Genomic DNA, 20,695 nt, shown 5'->3' with positions numbered 1-20,695 from the left:
GAGAAATTATCTAGCAATAACAACTTGGTGCGGACGGCGGGACTTGAACCCGCACGCCCAAAGGGCGACAGATTTTAAGTCTGTTGCGTCTACCGGTTTCGCCACGTCCGCACGCGAAAGCGCATGGCACAGCAATCGCTGCGTTTCCAGCGTTGTATTTTGGAAATCGACCCGAACTATTTGTTCAGGCGTTCGCGGATTTCTTTGCCGGGCTTGAAATAAGGCACGCGCTTCGCAGGAACGTCGACTGCATCGCCGGTGCGAGGATTGCGTCCTTTGCGCGGATTGCGCGATCGGGTCGAAAATGCGCCGAAACCGCGAATTTCGACGCGGCCACCTTCGGCAAGCCGCTGGATAATCTGGTTGAAGAACAGGTCGACAATGCGCTCAACTTCTTCGCCCGTCATCCCGGGATTTTCTGCTTCGAGTTTTTTCACCAGTTCAGATCGGATCATGACTCATGCTCCCAAAAAACCGGCCAATAGACTCGGTTCTAACCCCTCAACATGTCGGATGTTGGCAGAAAAGTGCCTGACTTACAATGGTATTATAACGGTTTGTAAAATCGATTGCGCAACAAAAAGGGGCCGTTCCAGAACGGAACGGCCCCATTTTGACACTATGCCGGAGCTTACTTCTTGGCGCTCTTCAGAGCTTCGCCAAGGATGTCGCCGAGTGAAGCGCCCGAGTCCGACGAACCATATTGTTCGACAGCCTGCTTCTCTTCGGCCAGCTGCAGCGCCTTGATCGAGAAATTCGGCTTCTTCGAACGATCGAAACCGGTGATCATGGCGTCGAACTTCTGGCCAACCTGGAAGCGGTCGGGGCGCTGTTCGTCACGGTCACGGCCCAGATCGGCACGCTTGATGAAGCCGGTTGCACCATCTTCGCCAGCCTGCACTTCGAGGCCGCCATCGCGAACTTCGAGAACGCTGACGGTGACGGTCGCACCCTTCTTCAGGCCGCTGCTGGTAACAGCACCACCTGCGGTCGGTGCACCCTTTTCAAGCTGCTTGATGCCAAGGCTGATGCGTTCCTTTTCAGGGTCAACGTCAAGGACGATTGCCTTGACCATTTCACCCTTGCGGTGAAGGTGCAGCGCGTCTTCGCCCGAGATGCCCCATGCGATATCCGACATGTGGACCATGCCGTCGACATCGCCATCGAGGCCGATGAACAGGCCGAATTCGGTCGCATTCTTGACTTCGCCTTCGACGGTCGAGCCAACTGGGTGCTTCTCAGCAAAGGCTTCCCAAGGATTGGCCTGAGCCTGCTTGAGACCAAGGCTGATGCGGCGCTTGTCCATATCGACGTCGAGGACAACAACGTCGACTTCCTGGCTGGTCGAAACGATCTTGCCGGGGTGGACGTTCTTCTTGGTCCAGGACATTTCCGAAACGTGGACCAGGCCTTCGATGCCGGGTTCGAGTTCGATGAATGCACCATATTCGGTAATGTTGGTGACAGCACCCGAAAGGCGTGCGCCAACCGGATATTTCGCGATTGCGCCTTCCCACGGATCCGATTCCAGCTGCTTCATGCCAAGGCTGATGCGCTGGGTATCGCGGTTGATGCGAACGATCTGCACCTTCACGGTGTCGCCGATGTTGATCATTTCCGACGGGTGGTTGATGCGCTTATAGCTGATGTCGGTGACATGCAGCAGGCCATCGATGCCGCCCAAGTCAACGAACGCACCATAATCGGTGATGTTCTTGACGACGCCTTCGATGATCTGGCCTTCAGCCAGGTTCTGGATCAGGCCCGAACGCTGTTCAGCGCGTGTTTCTTCGAGGATCGCACGGCGTGAAACGACGATGTTGCCGCGGCGACGGTCCATCTTCAGGATCTGGAACGGCTGTGCGATATCCATCAGCGGGCCGACATCGCGAACGGGGCGAACATCGACTTGCGAACCGGGAAGGAATGCCACAGCGCCGCCAAGGTCAACAGTGAAGCCACCCTTGACGCGGCCAAAGATAACGCCTTCGACACGATTGCCAGCGGCGAATTCGCCTTCCAGCTTGTCCCATGCGGCTTCGCGGCGCGCGCGGTCGCGCGACAGCACGGCTTCGCCGTTCATGTTTTCGACGCGGTCGACATAGACTTCGACTTCATCACCGACGTTGAGGTCGGCTTTCTGGCCGGGCATCGAGAATTCGCGCAGGGCCACGCGGCCTTCGCTCTTCAGGCCGACGTCGATCATTGCGAAGTCGTTTTCGATTGCGGTGACGGTGCCCTTAACAACGCGACCTTCGAAGCCGCCTTCTGCACCACCAAGTGATTCGTTGAGCAACGCTTCAAAATCGTTGCGGGTAGGGTTTGGCGAAGTTGCCATGATGTGAGTTTCCTTACTTACGCTTTATCCGGCCAATCGGTTGGTTCCGATGGTCTTTGACCAGACTGCCCATACAGCCCCATGCTGCACAGGCATTCGCAGGATTATCGCTTTGATTTCAGCGATTAGACAAATTCCAGCACATGTTGAGCAACGCGGTGCAAGCTTCGCCCGGAGGCGTTCCTGCCGCGTACCCTGTTTGTGTGCTGGCTTGGCCGGCCTTTATGCGGACCGGTTCTCTGTCTTCGCGTCCACCAGTGCAATCGCCCTTTGAACGGCCGCGCCTATAGTCAAATTGCCGGTATCTAGCAAGTGCGCGTCTTCGGCGGGTTTCAGCGGCGCGTCGGCGCGTTCGCTGTCGCGTTTGTCGCGGGCGCGGATATCGGCGAGGATGGTTTCATATTCAACCGAAGCATCGCGTCCCTGCATTTCCTTGAAACGCCGTTCCGCCCGGATTTCAGCGGAGGCGGTTACGAACAGTTTCACGTCGGCATGCGGGGCAATTACCGTGCCTATATCGCGCCCGTCGAGCACGGCTCCGCCCGGCTGGTTGGCAAAATCGACCTGGCGTTTGTTGAGTGCCGCACGCACCCCGGGATGCACCGAGACGCGGCTGGCGAGGCCTCCTGTCGCCTCATCACGCAGGATTGGATCATCAAGCAGGCTGTCGGGGAATGCACAGGCTGCCACGGCGTCCGCTTCTAGATCGGGATTGCCTCCGTTCAGTGCGAGCTGACGACCGACAGCGCGATAAAGCAGGCCGGTGTCGAGCCAGGGCAGGCCATAATGCGCGGCAAGCGCCCGCGAAATGGTCCCCTTGCCTGACGCCGTGGGCCCGTCGACCGCGATGATCATGCGCCCGCCAGCCCGGCCATCATTGCTTCAAAGGTCGGGAAGCTGGTCGCGATTGGTGACACATCGTCAACCGACACAGCATGATAGCAATGCTGCCCGGCGACGGCGAAGCTCATGGCGATGCGGTGGTCGAGCGCGCTGGCAACGGTTGCGGCGCCCTCAAGCGGTTCGCCGCCACTGCCATCGATCACCAGCCCGTCCTCGCGTTCCTCTACCTTCGCTCCGATTACCGTGAGGCCCGCCGCCATCAGCGCGAGCCGATCGCTTTCCTTGACGCGCAGTTCATCAAGCCCGCTGGTAACGGTGCGCCCCTGCGCCACGCTGGCGGCCACGAAGAACACGGGAAATTCGTCAATCATGCTCGGCGCTACATCGGGTGGCACTTCGATGCCGGTTAGGTTCGAATGGCGGGCGGTAATATCTGCCACTGGCTCACCGCCAACGATGCGCTCATTCGAATAGGTTAGGTCCGCCCCCATCGCCTCAAGCATTTTGAAGATACCGGTGCGTGTCGGATTCATGCCCACATGGGTAACGGTCACTTCGCTGCCCGGCGTGATCAACGCGGCCACCACCGGAAAGGCTGCCGACGAAGGGTCGCCGGGAACTTCGATTGTTTGGGGCTTCAGTTCGGCTTCACCAACGAGGCGGATATGGCGCACACCGTCACCATCGGTTTCGACCGTCAGATCGGCTCCAAACCCGGCCAGCATCCGCTCGCTATGGTCGCGGGTCGGGACGGGTTCGATGACTTCGGTAATTCCGGGCGTGTTCAAACCCGCGAGCAGAACCGCCGATTTCACCTGCGCAGACGCTACCGGTAATCGATAGCTGATCGGCACTGCCGGGCAGATACCGCGCACCATCAGCGGCAGGCGGCCACCGGGGCTCGCGTTGAACTCGGCACCTATCAGCGAGAGCGGATCGATTACCCGCCCCATCGGGCGCTTTGAAAGGCTGGCGTCGCCAATGAAGGTAGCCGTGATCGCGTGGCTGGCGACCAGCCCCATCAGCAGCCGGGTTGAGGTGCCGCTATTGCCCATGTCGAGTGCGGCTTGTGGTTGCAGCAACCCGCCAACGCCGACACCGTGGATGCGCCATTCGCCTTCGCCGGTGCGTTCGATGGTTGCCCCCATCGCGCGCATCGCAGCGGCGGTGGAGAGCACATCCTCACCCTCGAGCAACCCAGCCACACGACTTTCACCGATGGCGAGCGCCGAGAGCATGAGCGAGCGATGGCTGATCGACTTGTCGCCGGGCACCTTGATCGTGCCGCGAAGGGGGCCGCGAGGAGAAAAAGAGGCGGGGCGGGGTTGGGCGCTGTGCATGGCGGGGTGCTTTGCTGTTGCACGACTGACAAGTCAACGCTTACACTAATTTTTGACAGCAGCGTTGCTCTGTGGCAAGGGCGGCGCCTGTTTTGCAGCGAGTCTCCTCTACGAGACCGCATTTCACGCAATTTGAAAGGATTACAGGCCCACCATGGTGAAGGCTGAATGGGGAACGAAGCGCACCTGCCCGAAATGCGGTACGCGATTCTACGATCTGACCAAGGATGAACCGGTCGAGTGCATCGACTGCGGTAACCAGTGGTATCCGGAGCCTGTGCTCAAGTCGAAGCAACCGCTGCCCTTCGAGGAAGTCGAGAAGAAGCAGGACGATGCCGATCTGGGTGACGATGATCTCGACATCGATGTCGATGCAGTCGACGGCGATGTTTCGCCCGACAATGACGTCGATCTTGGCGGCGATGACGACCTTGGCGTTGCCGGCACGGACGACGACGGCGACGAACAATAATGCTTTCAGGCGGGGGAATGGCAGGCCCATTTTCCCGCTTGCAAATTGAGGGGCAGTGCGGCTAAAGGCGCGCCTCTGATACGGACATAGCCGCCCGGTTAGCGGCATTTTGGGGCCTTAGCTCAGTTGGTAGAGCGCTTGCATGGCATGCAAGAGGTCAGGGGTTCGACTCCCCTAGGCTCCACCATTCCTCTCAGTATTCCAAGCTTTTTCCAGCAAGCTAATGGCTCGCCCGAACAAAAAGGCCAGTGGCACCTGAGTGCCGACTGGCCTGATCGCGCACTCGGTTCTACCGCGTGCTTCCCGGTTGGTACTCCGTTAGAACTTATAACCCACTTCGACGCCGATCAGGCGACGTGCGCCCGGCGAGATGAACGAACCGCCAAATTCGATCGCGGGGATCGCCTCGTTGATATATTTTCGATCGAGGAGGTTGTCGGCGAAGGCTGTCAGGTTCCAGTTTTCCCCTTCAAGCCCGGCACGCAGGTTCAGCACGCCAAAGGCATTGCGCTTTGCCACGCTATAATTGGCGTTACCGACGAAGCCCGACAGGGCCAGCGCTGAGATCGGCAGCAACTGGCTGAAGATCGTTGCGCGTGTCTGGTCTTGTACGGTGTGGAACCAGGTCGGGCCTGTGATGCGGTAATCGGCACGCAGCACCAGATCCATCGCATCGTTCAGCGGCGCATCAATCTGGGTTCCAAGGTTGATGGTATAATCGGCCGTGTAGGGCGATTTGTTGCCGACGGTATAGGGGCGCGAAGCGTTCTTCTTGATTTCGCTGTCGGTCAGGTTGACCGATCCGAATATCTTCCAGCCATCGACAATCTTTGCCGTGCTGTTGATTTCGATGCCTTTGACATCGACCTTGTCGATATTCGAAACCACGCGCAGCAGGCCGAATGAGCCAACGAAGAATTCGAAGAACTGCATGTCGGTAATGCGGGTGTAATAGCCAGCTACATCAAAAGTGACCCGGTTGTCGAAAAGCGAGCCCTTGATGCCGGCTTCGAATGCGCTCGACTTTTCCTTGCGGAACTGGTCGTTGATGGTCACGCCGGCGCCAATGGCGGGAACGTTGAAATTGGCGTTCACAAGCGCGGCAGAGCCAGTGTTGTTGAAACCGCCCGATTTGAAACCGATGCCCCAGTTGGCATAGATGTTGGTCGAACTGTTCGGGGTATAGCTCAGCGAGAGCTTTGGCTGCAGTTGTTTGAAGCTGGCCGACTTGTCGGCGATGCTTCCGGTTGCGGGCAGGCCGGGATTGATTTTCGCCCCGGTAATCGGGTCGAGCACATTGGGAACGAGATTGGTGGTGCTGCGATCTTCGACGTCATAGCGCAGCGCGAGACCGGCTTTGAATTGATCCGACATCTTATAGTCGACCGAACCGAAAGCGGCATACACATCGGTCTTGAACTTGTCGTAGAACAACTGCGACGTCGGGTTGCTGCTGCCTGGGGCGTTGTACAACTCGCGGCTGACGCCTTGTCCAAGATCGGCACCCAAGCTGACGCCGACCGAACGGTCGATGTGCAGGCCATAGACGCCCAATTGCCAGTTCAGCGGACCATCGCCGGTCGAGGCCAGGCGGATTTCGCCGCTGATGTCCTTTTGATTGCGGATCTGCAATTGCGTGCCGTCGCAGGTGGTCGGGCTGTAAGCACCGAAGGTCGACCCAGTGGCAGGCGCGAAGATGAAGGGCACCGGTATCTGGCCGATGAAGCCGGGTGCGTTCACCGGAAATCCGGTCAGTGCTGCGGTGGTTGCAAAGCATTGGTTCTGGACGGCCAGATTGGTCGCATTGGCAGGTGCGCCTAAAGCGGGCGAGATATAGCGTGCAAAGTCGGCTGAAGTGCCATCTGCGGTCAGGCTTTGGTCGACATCCGAATAGAGTGCCCAAGCGGTCAGGCGGGTCGAACCGAAATCATGCTCGAGCTTCGCCGAAAAGTCGATCGAGCGCTGGTCATTGGTTGGGCGGATATTGCCATAGTAACGCAGCTCATGATCATCGACATCCTCGAAGAACGCGCCGCCGAATGCTTCGATATGGAATACCGAGTTGAAGTTGATCGAAGCACCGGAAAGTTTCGAGTAGCGGGCTTTCAGGTCGAGATTGGTCGCTTCGCCAAGTTCCACCATGACGCGGCCGTCGATTGAATAGACTTCCTGATCGTCAACTACTTTGCGGTCGAGGAAGAGGTTCCGGTAAAAGCCGTCCGTAGTGCGGTAATTGCCCGAGAGCACAAAACCAGCACCTTCACCAATCGGACCGGCTATATAGGCGGAGCCTTCCGCCGTTTTTTCATTGGCGTAGCTCAGCTTGACCGCGCCCTCGAGTGTGTCGCCGGGCTTGACGGTTGAGATGACAATAGCGCCGGCGGCGGCGTTGCGGCCGTAGATGGCGCCCTGCGGACCCTTCAAGATTTCGATCTGGCGCAGCGTTCCCTGGGTCTGGTTGAGCTGCGCGGTGTTAGTCTTCAGGATGCCGTCCACCACCAGCGCGACAGAGCTTTCCGCGTCGCGCGCGCCGTTGATGCCGCGAATGTTGATCTGGGTATCGCCCGCCTCAGCCGTGCCGGTGACGATGGTAACGCCGGGCGTGAGTTGCGCAAAGCCTTGGGCATTGTCTGCCCCGGTCTTGGAGAGCGATTCAGCGTCGATCACCGATACCGAGGCCGGAACTTCGACTAGTCGTTCGTTCTGACGACGAGCGGTAACGATGATCTCTTGGGCCTCGGCGCCATCTTCTGCCTCTTGGGCCTGGGCGATGCCGGGAATTAACGTGCTGACTGCAATCGATGCGAGGAGCGTATTTTTTGTAAGACGCATGTTACCAAACTCCCTGTAATAGCTTTTATTGCTTTGTAGGCAGCTTATTGTATACAAATAGCATTCGTCAAGAGGAGCAATTTACCTATGTCCCGGGCATCGGATCGCGCTTACAGCCACATCCGCAGCATGATTTTGTCGGGCGAATTGCAACCTGGATTGCAGATCCGCGAAGAGGCGCTTGCCGAGCTGTGCGGCGTATCGCGGACGCCCGTTCGCGATGCACTGCGCCGTTTGGAGGCGGAGTTGTTCATCCGCCGCAACGAATCGCAACGCAGCTTTGTTGCCGATTGGTCGCTCGATGATCTTGAAGAGGCGTTCCAGTTGCGCGCAATGCTGGAAGCATATGCCGCGAGGCGCGCCGCGACGCGCATTTCCTGGGATCAGCTGGCGCGCCTGCGCAGCCATAATGAGGCAATCAAACAGGCAATCAGCGCGTCAAAGCCCGATATTCCAAAGTTCCTCGACCATAACCGCCAATTCCATGCCATTATCATGGAAGCGTCCGGTTCTGCGCGAATAACGGGCATGCTCGCGCAGGTCACCGAACAACCAGTCGTGCTGCGAACCGCACAGCAATATGACCTCGAAAATTTGCGGCGATCCCATAATGAGCATGAAGAGCTGGTTATGGCATTTGATAACCGCGACGGCGAATGGGCGGCTGCGGTGATGACGGCGCATATTCGCCGTGCGTTCCACGCTTATGCAGAGGCGCATGCACGCGGCACCGAAATGGGAAAGGCGGATGAGGCGGCATAATCCTGTTTGAATTTGTATACAATTATGGCATCAGGCCCCCATCATGGACAATCCTCGCAGCATAGAATTTGTTGAAGTCGGGCCGCGCGACGGGCTCCAGAACGAAAAGATTCTGGTCTCGACCGCTGACAAGCTGGCCCTTATCGGTCGCGCGATCGATGCGGGTGCACGCCGTATCGAGGTGACCAGTTTCGTGAATCCGAAACGCGTGCCGCAGATGGCAGATGCCGAAGAAGTCTGCGCTGGCCTGCCTCAACGCGATGACGTTACATATATCGGCCTGGTGATGAATCAGCGTGGCGCGGAACGCGCAATTGCAACTGGCCGGATCGACCAGTTGGGTGCGGTCGCAGTTTCAACCGATACTTTCGCAATGGCGAACCAGGGCCAAACCAGCGACGAATCGGTCGAAGCCGCCAAGGCAGTGATCGAATTGGCCCGATCACAGGGGCGCACGGGCCAATGCACCATCGCTGCATCATTTGGCTGCCCATTCGAAGGTGAAGTGGCTGAAGGCCGGGTGGTCGAGATGGCGGTCGCGATTGCCAAGGCGGGGCCGGTCGAAATCGCGCTTGCCGACACGATCGGCGTCGCCAACCCGGCGCACGTCGCACGGTTGGTCGAGCGCGTGCGTCAGGCAGTCCAGCCGCTTCCGGTGCGCGTGCATTTTCACAACACCCGCAACACTGGGCTCGCCAATGTATGGGCTGCGGTGAATGCGGGCGCGACGGTTGTCGATGCATCGCTCGGCGGGTTGGGCGGCTGCCCGTTCGCTCCGGGTGCCGCCGGCAATGTGCCGAGCGAAGATGTGGTTTACATGCTGGAGCGGGCAGGTGTCGGCACTGGCATGGACCTGGATAAACTGATCGAGGCCAGCAATTGGCTCTCGGATGTCATGGGAAGAAAACTGCCGGGAATGGTCGCGCAAGCGCCACATTTCCCCAAAGCAGCTTGAGGAGACTATAATGGGGTATCGTTTGGGCGTGGACGTCGGCGGGACATTTACCGACCTGTTGCTGTTCAATGCCGACACCGGTGCATTCTGGCGCCACAAGACGCCCTCTACGCCGCACGACAGCAGCGAAGGGATATTGAACGGCGTGACCGCGATCTGCGCCAATGCGGGGGTGAAGCCGGCGGAAATCGAATATTTCCTCCACGGCACCACCGTTGCCACCAATGCCGTGCTTGAAGGCAAAGGGGCCCGCGTCGGCCTGATCGTGACCGAAGGCTACCGCGATATCATGCAGATCGCCCGGTCCTATGTTCCCGGCGGCCTCGCTGCATGGATCATCTGGCCCAAACCGACACCGCTGGCGGCGCTCGAAGACACCGTGACGGTTGGTGGGCGGATGAATGCGCAGGGTCAGGAAGTCCGCGCGCTCGACGAAAGCTCGGCGCGCGCAGCGTTAACGCAACTGAAGGACCAGGGCGTCGAAGCCATCACTGTCAGCTTCATGAATGCCTATACCAATGGCGCGCATGAAAAGCGCGTTGGCGAACTGGCGCGTGAAATCATGCAGGATGTTCCCGTGTCGCTGAGCCACGAAGTTTTGCCTGAAATGCAGGAATATGAGCGGACACTGACGACTGTCGCCAACGCGGCTGTGCGCCCGGTGGTGAGTAAATATGTCTCCAACCTGCGCAACAAGCTCGCGGATTCAGGCTTTGCTGGAAAACTCTCGCTGCTCCGTTCGGACGGCGGCTTGATGTCTGCGCAAAAGGCGGAAGAGCATCCAGTCAACATCCTGATGTCCGGTCCTGCAGGTGGGGTTACCGGAGCGCTCTGGGTGGGCAAAAATGCCGGAATCAAGAATATCCTGACGCTTGACGTCGGTGGCACCTCGACCGACGTTGCGTTGATCGAAAATCTGGAGCCGCGCCGTGTCCGCACCACCGAGGTCGGGCATCTCGCGGTGCGTGCCTCGTCACTCGACGTGAAGACCGTGGGCGCTGGTGGCGGATCGATCGCTTATGTGCCCGAATTGACCGGCGCTCTGCGCGTCGGCCCGCAATCGGCCGGTGCGGTTCCGGGGCCGGTGGCTTATGGCAAGGGCGGTGAATTGCCGACCGTGACCGATGCCAATGTTGTGCTGGGTTACCTGCCCGAAAACCTGCTGGGCGGCAGTTTCCAGCTCGATCGTGAGGGCGCTAAAAAGGCGGTGCAGACCATCGCTGATGCGCTCGGCATCGACCTCATGTCTGCAGCTCGCGGTATCATCGATATCGTGAACGAAAACATGTTCGGCGCGTTGCGGATGATTTCGGTGCAGCAAGGCTATGATCCCCGCCACTTTGCGCTCATGGGTTTTGGCGGAGCCGGGCCATTGCATGTCAACGCGGTTGCGCGGTTGATGGGAAGCTGGCCTGCGGTCTCGCCGGTTTCGCCCGGTGTGCTCTGTGCTTTGGGGGATGCGACCACGCGGATGCGCACCGAAACCGCACGCTCCTTCTCGCGACTGGCGACCACCACCGACGCGCAGGAATTGATCGCTATCCTCAAGGAAATGGCTGACCAGACCCGGGCAGAACTGCGTTCGGATGGTATTGCGGATGCGGATATCAGCAGCGAGTTTGAAATCGATGTCCGCTATGCCGGGCAAGCATTCGAAGTGCCATTGACCATCACGCCCGAAGTGCTTGAGCGCGATGGCATCGACGGCATATTGAAGCGCTTCGACGAGGAGCATCTGCGGCTCTTCACCTTCAACATGGATACGCCTCACGAAATCGTGAACCTGCGTGCGGTGGCGTTGGGGCAGGCACTTGATCTGCCTGCCGCCGAACTGCCCAAGGGTGACGGCAATCCAGCCGCCGCCAAAATGCGCGATCACACATTGTGGATGGATGGCAAGGAACAGGCGGCGGTGATCTATGACCGGTCGAAGCTGCGCCAGGGGGATATCATCCCTGGACCGGCCATCGTCGTCGAAATGGATTCCACCACGCTCATCGAAACCGGATGCGTTGCGACCGTCGACAAGGTCGGCAACATCCTGATCAATCTGGCTTGAGGAGGCGACACTATGCCCGCCACAATCATTGAAACCAACAAGACCCCGTTCAACAAGGTCGCGATTGACCCCGTCACGCTCGACATCATTGAAAACGCGCTGCGCAATGCCCGTATCGAAATGGATGCGACGCTCGTTCGTACCGCAATGTCACCGGGTATCCGCGAACAAGGCGATGCCTTTCCGCTGATCGCCGATCATACAGGCAAGATGATCGTCGGCCAGTTCGGCAGCTTTATTGGCGGCTTCCTCGATAATTATGATGGCACGCTGGAAGATGGCGACATGATCTTCCTGTCCGACCCCTATTCTTGCGCGGGCGCGGTCAGCCATTCGAACGACTGGCTGGTGCTGCTTCCGGTGTTCAAGGACGGGCGCCTGATTGCCTATACCTCGATGTTTGGCCACCAGTCAGATATCGGCGGCAAGGTGGTCGGTTCGATGCCGATCAATGCGCATTCGATCTTTGAAGAAGGGGTGCGCATCCCGCCGGTCAAGATCTGGAAAAATGGCGAGTATAACGAAGACCTGATGAAGCTCGTCATGCACCAAACGCGCAAGCCCGATTGGTGCCAGGCGGACCTCAACGCATTGATCGCCTCTTGCCGGGTTGCGGCGCGACGGGTGATTGAAATGGCCGCGCGCTTTGGTGATGACGTCTATGTATCCGCGACGCAGGAACTGCTTGCCCGCAACCACCGCGCCATGAAATCGCTGATTTCGATGGCGATTGGCGAGGAACCGGTCGGCTTCGAAGATTATATCTGCGATGATGGCATGGGCGCCGGCCCTTACAAGATCAAATGCACGATGTGGCGCGAAGGCGAAAAGGTCGTGCTCGATTTCGCGGGAACCGACCCGCAGAGCCAAGCCTCGATTAACTTCTATCTCAACGAGAACATGTTCAAGATGTTCTTCGGCATCTACATGATCATGGTCTTTGACCCGCAGATCCTGTTCAACGATGGTTTCTACGATCTGATTGACGTGCGGATCCCCGAAGGGTCGCTCCTCAAACCAAAATTTCCTGCAGCGCTTTCGGGTCGCACCCATGCGCTCGGCCGCATTTTCGACATTCTAGGCGGGCTGTTGGGCCAAAAAACGCCGGAATTCCTGAATGCGGCCGGTTTTTCCTCCAGCCCCCATCTTTTCTACTCGGGGCACGACAAGAAAGGCGAATGGTTCCAGCTCTTCCAGATCGGTTTCGGCGGCATCCCCGGCCGGCCTATGGGAGATGGACCCGACGGCCATTCGCTTTGGCCGGGCTTCACCAACGTACCCAATGAGTTTCTGGAGCGTTATTTCCCGCTGCTGATCGAACGTTACGAGACCGAACCCGACAGCGGTGGCGCAGGCGTGCATCGGGGCGGCAACGGCATTCATATGACTTACCGTTTCCTCGCCAGTGGTACGATCTCCATCCACGACGACCGCTGGTTCGTCCCCCCTTGGGGTGTCAATGGCGGAGAGCCCGGCAAGCGTGCGCGCAAAATCCTCGAAAAGGCCGATGGCACTTCTCAAATCATCGGCAACAAGGTCGAGGAAGTGCAGGTTGAAGAGGGCGATCAGTTGCACTTCATCACCTGGGGCGGCGGTGGCTGGGGCGATCCGCTCGAACGCGACCCGGTACTGGTCGGCAAGGAGATCATCCAAGGACTTGTTACCCCGGATGGTGCAAAGGCCTATGGTGTCGTGGCAAATGAACAGGGCGTCATCGATATCGCAGCGACAGAAGCCTTGCGTAGCAAAATGCGCAGCGAGCGCGGCGCATTGCCGCTGTTCAACTATGGCCCCGGTATCGAGACCCTGCGCGCAAATTGTGAAGCGGAAACAGGCCTGAAAGCCCCCGTCCAGCCTGTATGGCCTATGCTGGAGGCAGCTGAGTGAGCGCTTTAAAAGGATTGCGAGTTGTCGAAATGGGCCAGCTTCTGGCAGGCCCTTTTTGCGGCCAGTTGCTCGGCGATATGGGCGCGGATATCATCAAGGTCGAACCACCGGGCGCGGGGGATCCGATGCGTATCTGGGGTCAGGGCAAAGACAAGGTTCAGTGGGAAGTCATTGCGCGCAACAAGAAGAGCGTATCGGCCAATCTCCGCATCCCCGAAGGGCAGGAACTGGTTCGAAAGCTCATCGCGACCGCGGATGTTTTGATCGAGAATTTCAAACCCGGCACGATGGAAAAGTGGGGGCTGTCGCCTGAACGCCTCTTGGCCGAACAACCGGGTCTCATCATCGCGCGCATGTCTGGCTATGGCCAGACCGGGCCCTATTCGGACCGCGCCGGTTTTGGCGGCATCGGCGAAGCCATGGGCGGCTGGCGCTATATTGTCGGCGAACCCGACCGTCCGCCTAGCCGTATGGGCGTTTCGATCGGCGATACCCTGACGGCCACCTATGGTTGCATAGGTGTGCTTGCGGCGCTGCATCATCGTAGCCAAACCGGCAAGGGCCAGATTGTCGATGCTGCGCTGTATGAAAGCGTGCTGCAGGTGATGGAAGGACTCGTGCCCGAATATGACCATGAAGGCGTGATCCGCGAACGATCAGGCTCTATTCTTCCCGGCATCGCGCCATCGAACGTCTATATCTGCAAAGATGGCGAATATATGATCGGCGCCAACAAGGACTCGCTCTGGCAGCGGCTTGCCGAAGCCATGGGGCGGCCAGAGCTGGGCACTGACGAACGCTATGCAACCCATCTGGCGCGCGGGCAGAACCAGTTGGAGCTTGATGAACTGATCAATAGTTGGACAAGGACGCTGACAGTCGACGAAGTCGATGCACTTATGATTGCCTATTCCATACCCGCAGGCCGGGTGTATCGAGCTCCCGAAATGCTGGCTGATCCGCATTTCAAGGCGCGCGAGGCAATCATCGAGGTTGAAACCGAACGCTTCGGCAAGCTGAAAATGCAGGGCGCCTTTCCCAAATTATCCGCCACCCCGAGCGGGGTGCGCTCTCCGGCGCCTTCGCTCGTCGGGCAGCATAATGAAGAGGTGTATGGCGGTTTGTTGGGACTTTCCGGAGCCGAAATCGGCGCGCTCAAGACAGCAGGTGCCATCTGATGCCAACCGGTGACGATGACCTTTCGACGAACTACTCGGGGGCCTTTGACGGGCATTTGGCCTTTGGCAACAAGCCCGCCCTGCTGATCGTCGATTTTGTTATGGCCTATCTCGATCAAGGCTCGCCGCTTTATGCCGGGGCTGAAAAGGCATTGGCGAGCAATGAACGGCTGTTAGCGGCGGCACGCGCGTCTGGCATTCCAGTGATCTTCACCAATGTGGTCTACCAACCGGGCGGAGCCGATGGCGGATTATTCTATAAGAAAATCCCTGCTCTTCGCGTTTTCGATTCTGGTTCACCGCTGGGCGAATTTCCGCCCAGCCTTGCGCCGAAACAAGGCGAAACCATCATTTCGAAACAATTTGCCTCTGCATTCTTCGGGACAGCGCTCTGCGCCGAGCTTCGTGCAAAGGACATCGATACGCTGCTGATAACCGGGATGTCGACTTCAGGCTGCGTGCGCGCAACCGCGCTCGATGCCCTGCAAAACGGCTTTGCCCCATTTGTTGTGCGCGACGGGTGCGGGGATCGGCATCCTGCACCACATGAGGCCAATCTTTTTGACCTGCGGTCGAAATATGCCGAAGTCATCTCGGAAGTGGACGCACTCCGCTTCATGAATCAATCCGCCAACGGGATTTAGCCAGTCGGGTACACCGAATGTGCCACCCGGCGCTGAGGGCCATCAACTGGTTTTCGTTCTTCCAGCTTGGACTTTCGCCTAACTGTAATTCGGTGTATATGTCTGTCACCTGACTGGGGGACCATGTATGTCCTTGCTTTGCCGTGTTTTCGCGGATTGAAGCTATTGGCTTTGTGCTTTTCGGCCTGCTCTTCGCAGTGTCCTCGCTTCATGCCCAGCAAAACGAACAGATAAATCCCAAGATTGTCCTGCAGACATTGCCTTATGGCGGGATCGAAGTGGCGGCCTGGACCCCGGATGATCGCTATCTGATAACCGCCGGCGATGCGAGCAGGCTCGTACTCATATGGGATACCAAGACAGGGCACGTCGTCGATCGCATCCCGCTCCCCGGAGGGAGCAGCCGAAGCGCGACGGTTACCAAGCGCCTATTGGGAATGACGGTTTCTGAGGACGGAACCGAGGTCGCAATAAGGTCGCAGGAAGTCGACGCAAAGAAGCGATTGTTCACCGACCAATCACGATATGGGATCGCGCGCCAAACTTACCGGTTGAACCTGCAAACGCGCACGATCTTCACAACAGCGGTTGGCGGAGGCGTGATGCGCCTCCCTTCGGAAACCAGCGCTGAAGAACGGACGAAACTTCAGGAGCAATGGACCGAGGAAGACCGCGCCAAATTTGAGGAAGCTCGTAAAGCACGCGAAGCGCTTTTGGCGCAGAGCGAAAGCGGACAGGAACCGGTCGTCGAACTTGCACCCTTGCCGGCTTCACATGATGGCAAACGCACCCTTGTGCGCGATCAAGACGGGTTGTTGATCCGGGAGGCAGGGAAGCCAGATTTGGCCCTCACGCTCACCCGCTCGCTACGGTTTCGCGATGCGGCTTTATCATTCGATGGCAGTATTCTTGCCATGCTGTCTGAGCCCGAATTGGGACAAGACAGCGACAAACGCACGTCCACCATTGAACTGTTTGATACGTCGACCGGGCAGTTCCAAAATACGGTCAAGCTGCCCGGAGACTATTTCCGCGTACAATGGGCGGATAGCAACCGGTTGCTGGCGACATCGACCGTCGAAACGGAATCTCTCGACAAGGGCGCAAAAGGCGCTGCAGCCAAAGCCGCTTTGATAAACACCGACGATGGCAAGATCGTGGAGTCTTTCGACCCCGCCTGTTTCATCAAAATTGCACCCGACGGCGGCTATTTTGCAGCAGGACTGTCGAATTGCAATGCGCATGCAAAAGGCGATTTCGGCCTGAAGCGTTACGACGGGAATAAGAAACGCTGGCGTAATTTCGGCGACCTGAAACTCGAAGCCAATATGCGCATCACCGGGATTTCGGTTTCAGACACCGGGCAAACCCTGTCAGCAGTCACGGTCGCCGCAGATGGAGCGACATGGTTTCATGCTATAGATACACGCACCGGTGCGGTGGTCAAAAAACGCCAGTTTGAAGGCGATGGCCCGGTTACGAAATCGCAGCTTTTGTTCGATGAATTCCTGCTGGTATCGAGCGACAGCGGCGGAGGCACATGGTGGCTCGAATTTGACGAATGGTTGCCGATGGAGGGACGGTCCACCAGCACCAGGGTGCTCGAAACCGATGGTTCAGTCGTTGCGATGGCTGGTGAAGGCGATGACCTGATCAGCCTGTCGGATGTCGCGGGGGAACAGGAATTGGCGCCGCTTTCATTCGGCCGCGTCATTGCGGGTGGATTTTTGAGCGAAACCCCGATTTTCTGGGCGCTTTCGGCGCATGATGGCCTACGAATGTGGGATACCAGCAAGCCCGGCTGGCCGGTGCTGTTGACCACGCATTTCTTTGCCGATCAGGGCTATGTCGCTGCGCTGCCTGATGGGCGCTATGATACCAATCTGGGCCCGGACAGCGACAGTTTCCGTTGGGTGATGCCCGATCGACCTTTTGAGTCGCTATCGCCCCAAACTTTCATGCGCGATTATTATATGCCCGGGCTGACCGAGGCGATCATGACCTGCTCTTACATTCGTGATTGCGACACCGTCATCCCCCCACCCAAACCCATTGCGCAGCTCAACCGCATCTTGCCACTTGTCGAAATTGTCAAAGTCGAGACCGGCGAAACGCCTGACGAAGCCGTTGTCTCGGTGAAAGTTACCGAAAATCGCGATACGGCTTCGCCTGATGGAAAGTCGAGCGGCGTCTACGATTTGCGGCTGTTTCGCGATTATCGTTTTGCAGCGCATACCCCCGACAATCAGGATCTTGAACCACAGGACGAGCTGGCGGATTGGCGCGCGCACAACAAGCTTGTCGACGACGATGCCAAGCCGGGCGATGGCATCTATGAAAAGACATTCCGGGTGCGGTTGCCAAGCGCTGCCGACGCCAACAAGCCTGTCTTTACCGCCTATGCGTTCAACGAAGACAGGGTGAAAAGCGAGACCGCAATCTATACCGATTATGTCCGGCCCGACATGCAGTCATTTCAGCCGCGCGCATTTGTGATCTCGATAGGTATAGACGCATATGACGAAAAACGGCTCAAGCTGGATTATGCAGCCGCCGATGCGCAACTGATCAACGATCAGGTTACAGACATCCCGGGCTATGAAATGCGCAGGATGGTTGTTGCTGCCAAGGACGGCAGCGACGTGAAGCCGACGGCGGATGCGATCAACATGATCATGGCAATGCTGGCAGGCTTCGAGCGAGAGGAGGGTCTGAAGATTCTGGCGGCGAACGGAATAGACGGTTCAGCACTAGATCTGTCGTCGCCCGACGATCTCATCATTATCAGCTTTTCCGGCCATGGCTGGGCAGACAAGCAACGCAACTTCTTCCTTCTGCCAACCGATGCGGCCTGGCCGGAAGGAGCGGATGGGTCAGGAGAACCGCATCCCCATACCTTGGTCAATATGGACGAAATGACGATGTGGTTACGCGTGATGGACGCTGCAGACATCGTATTGATCATCGATGCATGCCATGCGGGGGCAAGCGTGAATACGCCCAATTTCAAACCGGGCCCTTTGGGCGACAAAGGATTGGGACAGCTGGCCTATGACAAAGGTATCAAAATATTGGTAGCGACCCAGGCTGAAGATGTTGCTTTTGAAGATTCCAAATTGCGCCATGGCTTGCTGACTTATGCATTGGCAGGACCCGACGAAGGTCTTGTGCAAGCGGATGGTTTCTTTGATGGGACGTTGGACGATCGGATCAGCCTAGATGAGTGGATAAACTATCCGATTTACCGCCTGCCGACCCTGAACGACGATGCACGTATTACGGGTGGATCCGAAGTTGAAGGCAGCAGTTTCCGCTTTCCCGGAAGGGTCGAACAAGTTTTCAAAAAGATCCAGCAGCCCACTTTGTTCGACTATGGATTTCCCAGCAAGGTTATCCTGAAGGGGCCGGCCAAATGAAGTTTCTGGGGTTCCTGTTGCTGCTTGTCGCTGCACTTCCCGTTCCGGCGCACGCGCAGCAGATCAGGACCTTGTTCGTCGGTATAGATAGCTACCAATTTTCATCCGCGCCCGGAAGGAAAGCGGCCTTCAAAGACCTCAAAGGGGCGGTTAACGACAGTTTGCGGTTCAAGAAGGCGTTGGCGCAACTCCATGGACTCGAACTTGATCCACTGTCCGAGGACGTCGTCAGCCCGGAAAACTGCAAAGGCGAGACGACGAATTCGATAACGCTGGTCAACTTCTGTGCCAAGCGCGACGCCATTTTGGGCGCGCTCGAAACGCTGATTGCACGCTCGGCTCCACAAGACACGGTGCTGTTCTACTTTGCCGGGCACGGCTCACAATATCCAAGCGACAGCCTGTTCGATCAGGCTTCGGGGTTTAACGGCACCATATTGCCCAGCGACGCCCGCGAACCCGGAAGCATCGCCAAAGGTGACATTCTCGATATCGAATTGAAGGCCATCAAGGACAAGGCAGCCGCAGCCGGCATTCGTTTTGTCACGATCTTCGATAGCTGCAATTCGGGAACTGCAACACGTGATGGTGCCAGTGGGGAATCGCGCAACGTCCCCATGTTAACCGTCAGGCCCCCGGTTCGGGGGGGCGTTCCAACGCCTGTGGGGCCGGGTGGCGGCTATTGGGTGCACCTTGCCGCAGCACAGGATGGCGAGCAGGCACAGGAAATTCCCGCCGGCAGTGTCGGCAAACGCGAAGGCGTTTTCACTACCGCATTGATTGAAGCAATGTTTGCTATGCCCGGAGCCACCTTTGGTGACCTGATACGCGAAGTACGGACTCGTGTAGCGCTTGGCGGACTTATAACGCAGACCCCGGTGGGCGAAGGGCAGCTCACTGCGTCGCTTGGTTCGGCCGCGCGGCCCAAGGCGCTTTTCGAAGCGAAGCTGGTCGAAGGCGAAATGCAGCTCCAGGCCGGGCGATTGACCGGTATCGTCGAAGGCTCGCGCTTTAATCTCTTTCCTAGTCAGGCCCAGGCAGTGGCCATCAACGCAAAGCCGCTGGCCACTGCAACGGTTACCGACGTTGAGGATTATGTCGCAAAGCTTGCCCTTGATGCGGCGCATCCCAATTTGGGCACCGATTTGGTCGCCGTTGAAACCATGCGTGGCGTAGGCAAATTGAAGCTGCGCATCGCTAACATTGTCAAAAAGGAAACCGAGCGTGCGAAGGTGCAATTGGCGCTTGATGCACTTCCATTTTTTGGCGGTGGCAAATCACCGGTTCAGGCGCAAATCGGCTCGCACCCCGAAAAAAAGGGGGAGGCGGTATTGTTTGCCGTTGATGGCACCCAGATAGGGGAACTCGGACCTGTCGATGCACCCGAATTTGCCGAAAAACTGTCATCCAAGCTGCGCAAAATCCTGCGCGTGCAGCAACTTCTAGACCTGCGAACCGAAAATGGTGCCGCCCAATCGGCAATCCGATTCTGTGTTGATGACCAGGAATATGCTGCCCCCAGCGACGGGTGCCCCCCGATGGAAAAGCGGCAGATGCGCCTGCTGAAACGAGATGCGCAGGCAATTGTCACGGTGAACAACGAATCGGATAAGCCGCTTTATTTTTATGTGTTCGGGATTGACCCGACCTTTGGCGTGGCGCTGGTGTTGCCGCGGCCGGGCGATGTTGATCCGGCAGTCGCGCCTTTACAGCCCTATCGCAACGTGCACGATCCAGTGGTCCCGCTGGCGAAGGGAACCTATCGCTTCGTGACCATCGCCACCGAACGCCCGATCAATGCTGCTGCGCTTGAACAGGATGGCACCAATAGCCGCAGCGTTGTTGGCTGTGCATCTCCGCTCGAACGGCTGCTGTGTGATGCGCAAAAGGGCGTGCGCGGTGCATCGGTGCCCCGCGCCGGCGATTGGAAAGCCATTGTAGAAACAGTGATCGTGGAATGAGGACCAGC

The 20,695-nt window shown here is 58.0% G+C and carries 14 protein-coding genes and 2 tRNA genes; 10 read left to right on the top strand and 6 right to left on the bottom strand.

Annotated features, from left to right (window positions below):
- Positions 1-25 precede the first annotated feature (25 nt).
- The 5 genes from ACFSAG_RS14125 to aroA form a co-directional block, all read right to left on the bottom strand.
- Positions 26-111 (bottom strand) — tRNA-Leu (locus ACFSAG_RS14125).
- A gap of 65 nt (positions 112-176) precedes the next feature.
- Positions 177-455 (bottom strand): integration host factor subunit beta, encoded by a 279-nt coding sequence (locus ACFSAG_RS14120; protein WP_374614308.1) that lies wholly within the window; start codon positions 453-455, stop codon positions 177-179.
- Between the two features lie 176 nt (positions 456-631).
- Positions 632-2,338, bottom strand: coding sequence for a 30S ribosomal protein S1 (rpsA, locus tag ACFSAG_RS14115; protein WP_374614310.1), 1,707 nt, complete (start codon positions 2,336-2,338; stop codon positions 632-634).
- A 222-nt stretch (positions 2,339-2,560) separates the two neighbouring features.
- The gene (locus ACFSAG_RS14110; protein ID WP_381516056.1) at positions 2,561-3,193 is read right to left on the bottom strand and encodes a (d)CMP kinase; all 633 of its coding nucleotides are present in this window, start codon (positions 3,191-3,193) and stop codon (positions 2,561-2,563) included.
- Complete coding sequence (aroA, locus tag ACFSAG_RS14105) at positions 3,190-4,521, bottom strand: 3-phosphoshikimate 1-carboxyvinyltransferase (RefSeq protein ID WP_381516052.1); 1,332 nt, start codon at positions 4,519-4,521, stop codon at positions 3,190-3,192. The genes ACFSAG_RS14110 and aroA overlap by 4 nt, the downstream gene beginning before the upstream one ends.
- A gap of 154 nt (positions 4,522-4,675) precedes the next feature.
- Here aroA and ACFSAG_RS14100 point away from each other — a divergent pair, with 154 nt between their 5' ends.
- Together ACFSAG_RS14100 and ACFSAG_RS14095 are read left to right on the top strand one after the other, a co-directional pair.
- The gene (locus tag ACFSAG_RS14100) at positions 4,676-4,993 is read left to right on the top strand and encodes a TIGR02300 family protein (RefSeq protein ID WP_374542184.1); all 318 of its coding nucleotides are present in this window, start codon (positions 4,676-4,678) and stop codon (positions 4,991-4,993) included.
- Positions 4,994-5,104: 111 nt separating this feature from the next.
- Positions 5,105-5,180: transfer RNA gene (locus tag ACFSAG_RS14095), tRNA-Ala, on the top strand.
- Between the two features lie 131 nt (positions 5,181-5,311).
- Here ACFSAG_RS14095 and ACFSAG_RS14090 read toward each other — a convergent pair.
- The gene (locus ACFSAG_RS14090) at positions 5,312-7,825 is read right to left on the bottom strand and encodes a TonB-dependent receptor (protein ID WP_381516048.1); all 2,514 of its coding nucleotides are present in this window, start codon (positions 7,823-7,825) and stop codon (positions 5,312-5,314) included.
- Positions 7,826-7,912: 87 nt separating this feature from the next.
- Between ACFSAG_RS14090 and ACFSAG_RS14085 the strand changes: the two genes are divergently transcribed.
- The 8 genes from ACFSAG_RS14085 to ACFSAG_RS14050 all read left to right on the top strand — a co-directional run bounded on the left by ACFSAG_RS14085 (position 7,913) and on the right by ACFSAG_RS14050 (position 20,687).
- Complete coding sequence (locus tag ACFSAG_RS14085; protein WP_374614318.1) at positions 7,913-8,587, top strand: GntR family transcriptional regulator; 675 nt, start codon at positions 7,913-7,915, stop codon at positions 8,585-8,587.
- A gap of 43 nt (positions 8,588-8,630) precedes the next feature.
- The gene (locus tag ACFSAG_RS14080) at positions 8,631-9,542 is read left to right on the top strand and encodes a hydroxymethylglutaryl-CoA lyase (RefSeq protein ID WP_381516045.1); all 912 of its coding nucleotides are present in this window, start codon (positions 8,631-8,633) and stop codon (positions 9,540-9,542) included.
- Between the two features lie 10 nt (positions 9,543-9,552).
- Positions 9,553-11,601 carry a hydantoinase/oxoprolinase family protein gene (locus ACFSAG_RS14075; RefSeq protein ID WP_381516043.1) on the top strand — a complete coding sequence of 683 codons (2,049 nt, stop codon included), beginning with the start codon at positions 9,553-9,555 and terminating at the stop codon, positions 11,599-11,601.
- 12 nt (positions 11,602-11,613) lie between these two features.
- Complete coding sequence (locus ACFSAG_RS14070) at positions 11,614-13,488, top strand: hydantoinase B/oxoprolinase family protein (RefSeq protein WP_381516041.1); 1,875 nt, start codon at positions 11,614-11,616, stop codon at positions 13,486-13,488.
- Positions 13,485-14,666 carry a CaiB/BaiF CoA transferase family protein gene (locus ACFSAG_RS14065; protein ID WP_374614326.1) on the top strand — a complete coding sequence of 394 codons (1,182 nt, stop codon included), beginning with the start codon at positions 13,485-13,487 and terminating at the stop codon, positions 14,664-14,666. The genes ACFSAG_RS14070 and ACFSAG_RS14065 overlap by 4 nt, the downstream gene beginning before the upstream one ends.
- Positions 14,666-15,310, top strand: a complete 645-nt coding sequence (locus ACFSAG_RS14060; protein ID WP_374614328.1) for an N-carbamoylsarcosine amidohydrolase — start codon at positions 14,666-14,668, stop codon at positions 15,308-15,310. The genes ACFSAG_RS14065 and ACFSAG_RS14060 overlap by 1 nt, the downstream gene beginning before the upstream one ends.
- A gap of 143 nt (positions 15,311-15,453) precedes the next feature.
- Positions 15,454-18,726: a caspase family protein gene (locus ACFSAG_RS14055; protein WP_381516036.1), complete on the top strand. Its 3,273-nt coding sequence runs from the start codon at positions 15,454-15,456 to the stop codon at positions 18,724-18,726.
- Positions 18,723-20,687 carry a caspase family protein gene (locus ACFSAG_RS14050; protein WP_381516034.1) on the top strand — a complete coding sequence of 655 codons (1,965 nt, stop codon included), beginning with the start codon at positions 18,723-18,725 and terminating at the stop codon, positions 20,685-20,687. The genes ACFSAG_RS14055 and ACFSAG_RS14050 overlap by 4 nt, the downstream gene beginning before the upstream one ends.
- Positions 20,688-20,695 lie beyond the last annotated feature (8 nt).

The organism is Sphingorhabdus buctiana, from assembly GCF_042680825.1.
Taxonomy (GTDB): Bacteria; Pseudomonadota; Alphaproteobacteria; order Sphingomonadales; family Sphingomonadaceae; genus Sphingorhabdus_B; species Sphingorhabdus_B buctiana.
Note: the sequence above shows the minus strand (reverse complement) of the source record. Positions and strands in the feature narration are given on the sequence as shown.

What these genes read in the sequence shown, in the direction of transcription:
- ACFSAG_RS14120 (WP_374614308.1), bottom strand. Translation starts at nt 455, where the DNA reads ATGATCCGATCTGAACTGGTGAAAAAACTCGAAGCAGAAAATCCCGGG.
- rpsA (WP_374614310.1), bottom strand. Translation starts at nt 2,338, where the DNA reads ATGGCAACTTCGCCAAACCCTACCCGCAACGATTTTGAAGCGTTGCTC.
- ACFSAG_RS14110 (WP_381516056.1), bottom strand. Translation starts at nt 3,193, where the DNA reads ATGATCATCGCGGTCGACGGGCCCACGGCGTCAGGCAAGGGGACCATT.
- aroA (WP_381516052.1), bottom strand. Translation starts at nt 4,521, where the DNA reads ATGCACAGCGCCCAACCCCGCCCCGCCTCTTTTTCTCCTCGCGGCCCC.
- ACFSAG_RS14100 (WP_374542184.1), top strand. Translation starts at nt 4,676, where the DNA reads ATGGTGAAGGCTGAATGGGGAACGAAGCGCACCTGCCCGAAATGCGGT.
- ACFSAG_RS14090 (WP_381516048.1), bottom strand. Translation starts at nt 7,825, where the DNA reads ATGCGTCTTACAAAAAATACGCTCCTCGCATCGATTGCAGTCAGCACG.
- ACFSAG_RS14085 (WP_374614318.1), top strand. Translation starts at nt 7,913, where the DNA reads ATGTCCCGGGCATCGGATCGCGCTTACAGCCACATCCGCAGCATGATT.
- ACFSAG_RS14080 (WP_381516045.1), top strand. Translation starts at nt 8,631, where the DNA reads ATGGACAATCCTCGCAGCATAGAATTTGTTGAAGTCGGGCCGCGCGAC.
- ACFSAG_RS14075 (WP_381516043.1), top strand. Translation starts at nt 9,553, where the DNA reads ATGGGGTATCGTTTGGGCGTGGACGTCGGCGGGACATTTACCGACCTG.
- ACFSAG_RS14070 (WP_381516041.1), top strand. Translation starts at nt 11,614, where the DNA reads ATGCCCGCCACAATCATTGAAACCAACAAGACCCCGTTCAACAAGGTC.
- ACFSAG_RS14060 (WP_374614328.1), top strand. Translation starts at nt 14,666, where the DNA reads ATGCCAACCGGTGACGATGACCTTTCGACGAACTACTCGGGGGCCTTT.
- ACFSAG_RS14050 (WP_381516034.1), top strand. Translation starts at nt 18,723, where the DNA reads ATGAAGTTTCTGGGGTTCCTGTTGCTGCTTGTCGCTGCACTTCCCGTT.